Origin of the sequence: Streptococcus suis YS56, assembly GCF_000440115.1 — a bacterium.
Classification (GTDB): domain Bacteria; phylum Bacillota; class Bacilli; order Lactobacillales; family Streptococcaceae; genus Streptococcus; species Streptococcus suis_L.
Window position 1 is genome coordinate 1 of record NZ_ALMY01000064.1, and the last position, 9,170, is coordinate 9,170.

Annotated in this window: 4 protein-coding genes; all 4 read left to right on the forward strand. The window is 42.9% G+C overall.

Features of this window, described 5'->3' with window-relative positions; translation table 11 throughout:
* The coding region (locus SST62_RS0107405) for a MucBP domain-containing protein (protein WP_029942689.1) at nucleotides 1–1,704 on the forward strand (1,704 nt) is incomplete at its 5' end.
* A 129-nt stretch (nucleotides 1,705–1,833) separates the two neighbouring features.
* The gene (gene rexB / locus SST62_RS0107410) at nucleotides 1,834–5,100 is read left to right on the forward strand and encodes an ATP-dependent nuclease subunit B (RefSeq protein ID WP_029186853.1); all 3,267 of its coding nucleotides are present in this window, start codon (nucleotides 1,834–1,836) and stop codon (nucleotides 5,098–5,100) included.
* The gene (gene addA, locus SST62_RS0107415) at nucleotides 5,100–8,777 is read left to right on the forward strand and encodes a helicase-exonuclease AddAB subunit AddA (protein WP_029186854.1); all 3,678 of its coding nucleotides are present in this window, start codon (nucleotides 5,100–5,102) and stop codon (nucleotides 8,775–8,777) included. The genes rexB and addA overlap by 1 nt, the downstream gene beginning before the upstream one ends.
* A 19-nt stretch (nucleotides 8,778–8,796) precedes the next feature.
* Nucleotides 8,797–9,123, forward strand: coding sequence for an IS630 transposase-related protein (locus SST62_RS0107420; RefSeq protein WP_024378845.1), 327 nt, complete (start codon nucleotides 8,797–8,799; stop codon nucleotides 9,121–9,123).
* The last annotated feature ends 47 nt before the right edge of the window (nucleotides 9,124–9,170 follow it).

Consider the following 9,170-nt stretch of genomic DNA (forward strand, 5'->3'; position numbering starts at 1 on the left):
GAAGTAGCTGCAGGCTCAAGCAATTCAGTTATCTTCGAACGTACAGGTGAAATCAACCATGTAACAGGTGAAGTGACATGGCAAGCTTGGACAAGTACAGATTCTGAACTTGAAGGAAATCCATTACCATTAGTATCAGGTTACATTGCCAAAACAGCAACAAACAATGGTACAGCAGTTGCAGTTTCTACAACAGTTGATGACATCACAGCCACAGAGACAACTGGCAATATCGCAGAAGTCGTAACATATGTGGAACTCGGTTCATGGATTCCAAAACCACCAACAGGAACAATTGAAGTACCATCAACGGTTTACCCTAACGATCCAAATGATCCAACTAAACCAGGTACGGATGTTCCAACCATTCCATATATTCCAGGTTATATCCCAGTAGGACCAGATGGAACAACACCGTTAACTCCAGTTGATCCAGCAGATCCAACTAAGGGTTACATTGCACCACCGGTACCATCTAACCCAGGTGAGGATACGCCAATCAACTATGTACCAGAAGAATCAACAGTAGTTGTACGTTATGTAGATGAAAATGGTAAAGAATTGGTACCATCTGAAAATATTCCAGGTAAGGTTGGGGATGACTATACGACAAGTGGTAAAGTTATCAACGGTTACATCCTTGAAAAAGTAGAAGGAACTCCAAGTGGTAAGATCCCATCAGGTGGAACAACAGTTACTTATATTTACAAGGAACTCGGTTCATGGATTCCAAATATTCCAGGTCAGCCAACTGAACCAATCGTTTACCCTAATGATCCAACTGATCCAACTAAACCAGGTACAGAAGTTCCAACAATTCCACATGTTCCAGGATATGTCCCAGTAGGACCAGATGGAACAACACCGTTAACTCCAGTTGATCCAGCAGATCCAACTAAGGGTTACGAAGCTCCACCGGTACCATCTAACCCAGGAACAGATACACCAATCAACTATGTACCAGAAGAATCTAAAGTAGTTGTACGCTACGTAGATGAAAATGGTAACGATTTGGTACCATCTGAAAACATTCCAGGTAAAGTTGGCGATGACTACACAACAAGTGGAAAAGTTATCAACGGATATATCCTTGAAAAAGTAGAAGGAAATCCAAGTGGTAAGATCCCATCAGGTGGAACAACCGTTACTTATGTTTATAAGAAACTTGGTTCATGGGTACCAAATATCCCAGGTCAGCCAACAGATCCAATCGTTTACCCTAACGATCCAACGGATCCAAGCAAACCAGGTACAGATGTTCCAACAATTCCACATGTTCCAGGATATGTCCCAGTAGATCCTAATGGTAATCCATTGAAACCACTTGATCCAACTGATCCATCTAAGGGTTACATTGCACCTCCAGTGCCATCAAACCCAGGTACAGACACACCAATTAACTATGTACCAGTTACACCTAAGACTCCAACAACCCCAACTAAGCCAGTTACACCACCTGAGCCGGTATCGCCAACTCCAGAGAAACCAGTATCTCCTGAAGAGCCAGCGAAACCAACTCCTCCAGCACAACCAGTAACTCCTGAATCTCCAGCTAAACCAGCGGTAGTTGAAAAAGTAGCTAGTCCAGCTCAAGCACAATTGCCAAACACTGGTGAAGATTCATCAGCAGCTGGCGTACTTGGTGCAGCAATGCTTGTGGCAGCTCTTGCCCTTGTTGGTAAGCGTCGTCGCAACGAAGACTAATTACATTATTTTTCCTAACCTCCTATCAAGGTAAAATAATTAAAAGGAAAGGTTCGCCTTTCCTTTTTTTGTACACGCATTTTTGATATACTAGACATAGTATATTCATGGAAAGTATGAGAATTTGATATGAAATTAGTCTATACAGATATTCGCAATCCTCTGACACAGTATTTAACGGATATTGCTGCAGAATTTGCTAAGGAAGGTAAGCGAGTTTTTTACATTGCTCCAAACTCTCTATCCTTTGAGATGGAGCGAAAGGTCTTAGAATACCTGCCTGAACAGGCAACTTTTGATATTATCGTGACCCGTTTTGGGCAATTGGCCCGCTATTTGATGATTGATAGGAAAGAAGCAGGTCAACCACTGGATGATGTTGGTCTTGCTATGATTTTCTTTCGTGTTCTATCGCAATTTGAAGACGGCGACTTGAAAGTCTATGGTCGTTTACAGGCAGATTTTGGGTTCATTAACCAGCTAGTTGCTTTATACAAAGAATTGCAACGGGCAAATATGTCTATTTTGGACTTGGAAGCCATGGAATCGCCAGATAAGCAGGCTGATTTGGTAAAGATTTTTCTGGCTGTAACAGACGTTTTGTCCAAAGAAGGTTTTGAGCATCAGTCTAAGTTAGCACAGCTGACGAGCTTGGTGGAAACTGGTCAGTTGGATGAGCAGTTGAAGAATATTGTGCTGGTGGTAGACGGATTTTCTCGTTTTTCGGCAGAAGAAGAAGCTTTAGTAAGTGCTTTAAATGAACGGGTGTCGGAAATCCTGATTGGTGTATATGCTAGCAAGAAAGCTGTGCAAGCTACCTATATAGAAGGTAATGTTTATCAAGCTAACGTTGACTTTTTGCGCCAGTTATCAGCCCAATTCCAGACCAAGGCTACATATATTGGTCAAGAGCCAGTCTTGGACAGTATTGGTAAATTTTCAAAGAATATGGAAGCCTATTATGACTACAGCGGGACCATGATAGAGCTTACTGAAGAAGACAAGAAAAAAATCCAGCTATGGGAAGTCGTCAACCAAAAGGAAGAAGTTGAGCAGGTAGCAACGGCAATTCGCCAGCATGTGCATCAAGGGGCTCGCTATAAAGACATTTTGTTGCTCTTGGGTGATGTGGATAGCTACAAGTTGCAGATTGGCAAGATTTTTGACAAGTATGATATTCCTTACTATTTTGGTAAGGCAGAGGAGATGAGTCATCATCCCCTGGTCCATTTTGTGGAGTCCTTGGAGCGCTTGCGCCGCTATCGTTTCCGTGCGGAAGATCTTCTCAATCTCCTCAAATCAGGTTTGTACGCCAGCATTTCCCAAAAAGAGCTGGACCTATTTGAGTCTTACATCCTCTTTGCGGATATGAAGGGGCAGGCTGCTTTTTCGAGGGCTTTTTCGGTCAATGGCAGAGCAGACTATGATGCTGAAGTCATCAAGGAGAGAAGGCTTGTCTATGATTTGAATGTCTTGGAACCCCTACGTGCTAAGATTATGGAACCTTTGAACCAGCTGTTTAAGGCTGGACCACAATCTGGAACTGCCTTGCTTGAGAAATTTATGGCATTTTTGGAGGCAATTGAGCTTCCTAAAAATATGGAAAAAATGTCTCGAAATTTGAGTGAAGTAGAGCAAGAAAAAGAAGAGCAGGTCTGGAAAAGTTTTACCCATATTCTAGAGAATTTTCATCAGATTTTCGGAAAAGAAAAATTGAAAATGGATGATTTTCTGGCTATTTTACAGGCTGGCATGCAGGCCAGTCACTATCGTACCGTTCCTGCAACGGTTGATGTGGTCAATGTCAAATCCTATGATTTGATTGAGCCACACACTGCTAAGTATGTTTATGCTATCGGAATGGGCCAGTCCAATTTTCCAAAAGTTGCCAAGAACACCAGTCTATTGACAGAAGAAGAGATGGAAAAAGTCAATCTTGTCTCGGCTAGTTCTTCACGTTTTGATTTGGTCAGCCGAGAGAATATCAAGAAGAACCATGCTGCCATGATGTCTCTGCTGAATGCTGCGACGGAACAGTTAGTTATTTCAACTCCTCAGATTTATAACGAAGGCGAAGATAGTCTCTCCCCTTATATCAAGATTCTCCAAAAAATGGGGCTGAAATCCGAAGAACGTGGTCGGATGAAAACACTTAGTCCGCAAGACATCGGTCACTACAAGAGTCTCTTATCCCGTTTGATTGAGTCGGAAAGACCCTCTCTTGAACATGAAGAATGGGAAGGGCAGACGGCCTTCTGGACAGTATTGGTTCGCCATTTGAAGAAGAAATTGGAGTCGCAAGGCATTGAAATTCCGACCATTACTGGCGAAATAACTTCTAAACAGCTTGCAGCTGATACCTTGGCTGCTTTATATCCAGAGGATAAGCCGCTCCATCTTTCTGCATCCAGTTTGACCAATTTCTACAATAACCAATATCTTTACTTTGTCCGTAATGTTCTGCGATTGCGGGAGCAAGAATCCATCCATCCGACTGCCTTTCAGCATGGTTTGTTCTTGCATCGGATTTTTGAACGAGTGGTCATGGACCAATCTGATCTAGATTTTGATCAAAAAGTGGACAAGGCCATCCTGCGTACGCGTGACGAGGTAGAATTTGCTATGTTTTATAACCAAGATGCGGCTGCTCGCTATACGGAGGAGGTGCTGGATAAGATTGCTCGTTCCAGTGCGACTATTTTGCGGGATAATGATTTGGTTGAAATTGATGGTCAGGAAAAGAGTTTCCGTCAGGATAGGGCGCTGGTTTTTGACCTTCAAAATGGCAAGAGTGTGCATGTAAATGGTACAATTGACCGCTTGGATACCTTGCAAATCAATCAGGCTGTCGGTGTTGTGGATTACAAGTCCAGCGACCAATCTTTTTCAGTTGGGGATTTTTACAATGGTCTAAAACCTCAGTTGGTGACCTACCTGGCAGCCTTACAAGAGCTGGATGAAACCAAGGATAAACCTGTTTTTGGAGCTATGTATTTGCATTTGCAGGATCCGATTATCAAATTAAAAGACACGAAGAATTTAGAACAGCTAGAAGGAGCTGCCAATACGAGCTTGGTTTACAAGGGGCTTTTCTTGAAGGAGGAAAGTCTGGGGCTCAATCATTTTTATCAGACTCGTAACCAACTCTACACGGAAGAAGAGTTTGCGGTTTTATTGAACCACAACCAAGAACTCTACAAACAAGCTGCCAAGGACATCCTGGATGGTCGCTTTGCTATTAACCCTTATACCAAAGATGGTCGTTCGGTGGCAGGTGAGCAGTTGAAGGCAATCACTGGTTTTGAGGCGGATCGGCACATGGGTATGGCACGGCGGTTGGTCAAAGAGGCCAAGCGTCAAGATTGGATGGAACGAATGAAAGGAGGTCAGGACTAATGGCTTTTGAACAATTTTTAAGCGCGGAAGAAATCAAGGCTGTGCAGCTGGCGGAAGCCAATTCTGATAAGCAACAAAAACGCACACCTGAGCAGATTGAAGCCATCTACACGCACGGTCAGAATGTTCTGGTCTCTGCATCGGCTGGGTCAGGAAAGACCTTCGTTATGGTTCAACGGATTTTGGATAAGTTGAAGCGAGGTGTGGGAATCGACCAGCTCTTTATCTCGACCTTTACAGTCAAAGCGGCTGGTGAGTTGAAGGAGCGAATCGAAAAAAATCTCAACGAAACCATTGCTGAGACGACCGATATGGAATTGCGCCGGCATTTGTCTGCCCAGTTGGCAGATTTGACCAAGGCAGACATTGGGACCATGGACTCCTTTACGCAGAAATTGGTCACAACCTATGGTTATAGCCTTGGTATTTCTCCGCAGTTTCGGATTTTACAGGATGAGACAGAAAAAGCAAGTCTGAAAAAAGAGGTTTTCGATCAGCTTTTTGCAGATTATCTTGAACAGGATGAAAATGGTGAATTCCGCAAACTAGTTCGCAATTTTTCGGGCAACCGTAAGGATAATAGTGGTTTCCGTCAGGTTGTTTATCAGGTGCATGATTTTAGCCAATCGACGAGCAGTCCAACTAAATGGCTGAAAGAGCAGGCTGTTCAAGCTGATTTGTACAGTCAAGAGCGTATCGAGCAGATCTTAGAGCAAGGTTTTAAGGAAAAAGTTTTAGACAAGCTCTATCAAGCTGTAGATTTCTTCCGCTACCATGTGGAATGGGGCAGAAATGACTTTGGTTCCGCCAAGTATTTTGCCAATGTGGAAGAAGTTTTGGATTTGTTGACAGGTTTAGATAGTCTGGACCAGAAGGACTTGATGGAGCGGGTTGAAAGAATTCTTCTCATCAATGATCAGTCCAGAGGTAAGGGTCTGACCAATGCCAATCGACCAAAAGATGAGCATTTGATAGCCTTTAAAGAAGAATACAATGCTGGTAAGAGCCAGATTATTTCAGGACTACGAGATTTGGGTCAGGAAGTTTATGAATTGACCCTTCTGAAAGATTATCAGGCTCAATCTTTGCCACTGCTTGTATTATTACGTGACTTTGTCTTGGATTTTTCGCAGGCTTATCTGGATGTCAAAATCAAGGAAGCAGCTTTCGAATTTGGCGATATTGGGCATTTCGCTATTCGCATTTTAGAAGAAAATGCGGACATCCGCCAGTTTTTCCAAGAAAAATACCACGAAGTCATGGTGGACGAGTACCAGGATAACAACCATAGCCAAGAGCGAATGCTGGACCTGCTGTCTAACGGGCATAATCGCTTTATGGTGGGTGACATTAAGCAGTCCATCTATCGATTCCGTCAGGCGGATCCGATGATTTTTCAAGAGAAATTTGAACTGTACCAGGCAAATCCTCAGGCTGGAAAATTGATTTTGCTCAAGGAAAACTTCCGTAGTCAGATTGAGGTCTTGGAGGCAACAAATGCTATTTTCACGCGCCTGATGGACCGTCAAGTAGGAGAAATCAAGTATGACGACACCCACAGTCTGGTGGCTGGTAGTCCTGGTCAAAAAATTGCCCAGCCCAAGCATGAGATGGAATACTTCATTTACGACCAGCAGGAGAGCGCGAGTTCCTCAACGGATGCTGAGGAGGAAACACCTCTGACTGCTGGTGAAATTGAGGTCGTTGCAAAAGAAATTATTCGTCTTCACAATGAAGAAGGGGCAGACTTCAAGGACATCACTCTCTTGGTGCAAAAACGGACGCACAATGACCTCATTATGTCCATTTTTGAAAAACATGGGATTCCTATTGTGGCAGATGGCGGAGCAGCCTCCTACTTACAATCTTTGGAAGTTATGGTCATGTTGGACACCTTGCGGGTTATCAATAATCCACTAAACGACTATGCCTTGGTTGCCCTGCTTAAATCGCCCATGTTCCGATTCGATGAGGATGAGCTGACACGGATTTCCTTGCAGGCTGGGACAGGTTTCTTTTACCAGAAAATGGAAGTAGCCCAGCAAGCAAGTGGACAACATCCTGAACTGATGTCAGGAGAGTTGAAAAAGAAAATCAAGGATTTCTTGTCTATTTTGGAAAACTGGCGTGCCTATGCCAAACTGCATTCTATTTATGACCTGATCTGGAAGATTTTCAATGAAAAATTCTACTATGACTATGTCGGTGCTCTTCCAAATGGCAGCAAGCGTCAGGCCAATCTATATGCATTAGGTCTGCGTGCCAACCAGTTTGAAAAAACAGGCTACAAGGGCTTGTCCCGCTTCATCGCCATGATTGACCGTGCCTTAGCAAATGACAAGGACTTGGCAGATGTACAAGAGTTTCTACCGCAAAATGCTGTACAGCTTATGACCATCCACAAGTCAAAAGGTTTGGAGTTCAAATATGTCTTCCTCATGAATATCGATAAGCGATTCAACTTGGAAGACCATTACCAGTCAGTCATCATCAGCCGAAAAAATGGTCTAGGCATTCAATATTTAGCGGATATGAAAGATAAGGTAAATAGTCCATTACCTCAGGTGCGAGTCTTAATGAACACCCTTCCTTATCAAAATAATCTCCAAGAGCTAAAAATCGCCAATCTTTCAGAACAAATGCGGTTGCTTTATGTTGCACTAACGCGTGCAGAGAAGAAGCTGTATCTGGTTGGAAAGGGCAATGCTGACAAGTTAGCTGAAAAATATGATGGTAAGAAGGAAGAAGGCGTACTTGCCCAATCAACCCGTGAAAGCATGGCGACTTTCCAAGACTGGATTCTAGCCATTGATGAGGCTTTTTCAGGAGAAGACTTGCACTTCAAGAAAGTCTTTGTAACGGACGAGGATTTGACAGAGGAGAAGATTGGTAAACTGACATTGAAGAATAAGCTAGAAAACGCCAGCCTTAAAGATATTCGTCAATCCGAAGATATCGCCCAGGCCTTGGACCAGTTGTCTTCTGTCCAAGAACTTAACGAACGCTATAAGGCTGCTATCGAATTACCAAGTTTACGCACTCCAAGTCAAATCAAGAAACTCTATGAGCCTGTCTTGGAACAAGAAGGCATGGAAGTTATGGAAAAATACCAGCCAAAACGGACCTTCAACTTGCCAGATTTCTCCAAGAAACCAAAAATTACTGGAGCCCAAGTCGGTTCAGCAGTCCATGAACTCATGCAACGTTTGGACTTGTCGTGGTTGGTGACAGAAGATACGGTAAGAGAAGCCCTAGAAGCTGTTCATGCTGAGCAAGCGGTTAAAGACAAAATCAATGTTCAAATGATTTTGGATTTCTTTGATACAGACTTAGGAAGAGAAATTCTAGCCAATACGGACAAACTCCACAGAGAAGCTCCATTTGCAAGTTTGCAGACAGATTCTTTTTCGCAGGAACAATTTGTCTTGCGTGGGATTATCGATGGCTACCTATTGTATGATGATCACATTGTCCTCTTTGATTACAAGACAGACAAGTATGACCAACCTAACCAAGTCAGCAAACGTTACCAAGCTCAAATGCAACTCTATGCCGAGGCATTGAAAAAAGCCTACAAGATAAATCGTGTAGACTGTCATTTGATTTTACTTGGTGGGGAAAGGATTGAAGTGGTTGAAGTCAATAGAGCCAATTATAGTTGTTTAGTTTTTATTTGATGTATAATAAAATAGACTTATGACTTACGGAATTGATTTTAGAAAACGCGTTATTGCCTATGTCCAATCAGGACACACAAAAAAGGAAACCTGTGACCTATTTGGTATTGGAACCGATACCTTGTACCGTTGGGAGACACAGCTGAAAAATGAAGGACATCTGAATCGTAAACCACGAGCTCGTAGTCCTCGCAAACTTCCGCTTGACCGCTTGGAAGCCTATGTCAAGGAACATCCAGATGCTTTCTTAAGGGAAATTGCAGAGCATTTTGACTGTAGTATTCCCTCAGTTTGGGCAGCCCTAAAAAAATTGAATATTACTTTAAAAAAAGACCACAACCTATAAAGAACAAGATAGCGAAAAGGTGAGACGCTATCTTGATGTTTTAGCCT

Excerpts from the sequence above, each read along its gene's own strand:
- rexB (WP_029186853.1), top strand. The coding sequence starts at position 1,834 with ATGAAATTAGTCTATACAGATATTCGCAATCCTCTGACACAGTATTTA.
- addA (WP_029186854.1), top strand. The coding sequence starts at position 5,100 with ATGGCTTTTGAACAATTTTTAAGCGCGGAAGAAATCAAGGCTGTGCAG.
- SST62_RS0107420 (WP_024378845.1), top strand. The coding sequence starts at position 8,797 with ATGACTTACGGAATTGATTTTAGAAAACGCGTTATTGCCTATGTCCAA.